Below are 227 nucleotides of genomic sequence, written 5' to 3'. Positions count from 1 at the left end.
ACTTCGCCAACTCGTACCGGAAGCGGTACGACAGCCATTACGCCCTCATCCCGCCGCACATTACATTGAAATACCCGTTTGAGGCGGATGAGGAGCAAATCAAAGAAATGACGAAAGAGCTGCGCCGCATCGCAGCGGAAACGGAGCCAATTCCGATCAAAGTGACGAAATTCAGCTCGTTTTACCCGACAAGCCCTATCATTTATTTGAAAGTCGAGCCAAACGAA

General features: G+C 50.2%; 1 protein-coding gene. It reads left to right on the top strand.

Annotated elements, in window-relative coordinates; genetic code table 11:
• Positions 1-227 (top strand): 2'-5' RNA ligase family protein (locus LD028_RS09815; RefSeq protein WP_237811708.1); only part of this gene is annotated, 227 nt, incomplete at both ends.

Source organism: Anoxybacillus sp. LAT27 (assembly GCF_022030075.1).
GTDB classification, from domain to species: Bacteria; Bacillota; Bacilli; order Bacillales; family Anoxybacillaceae; genus Anoxybacillus; species Anoxybacillus kestanbolensis.
The sequence above is the reverse complement of the archived record's forward strand: the minus strand, read 5'-3'. Positions and strand labels throughout refer to the sequence as shown.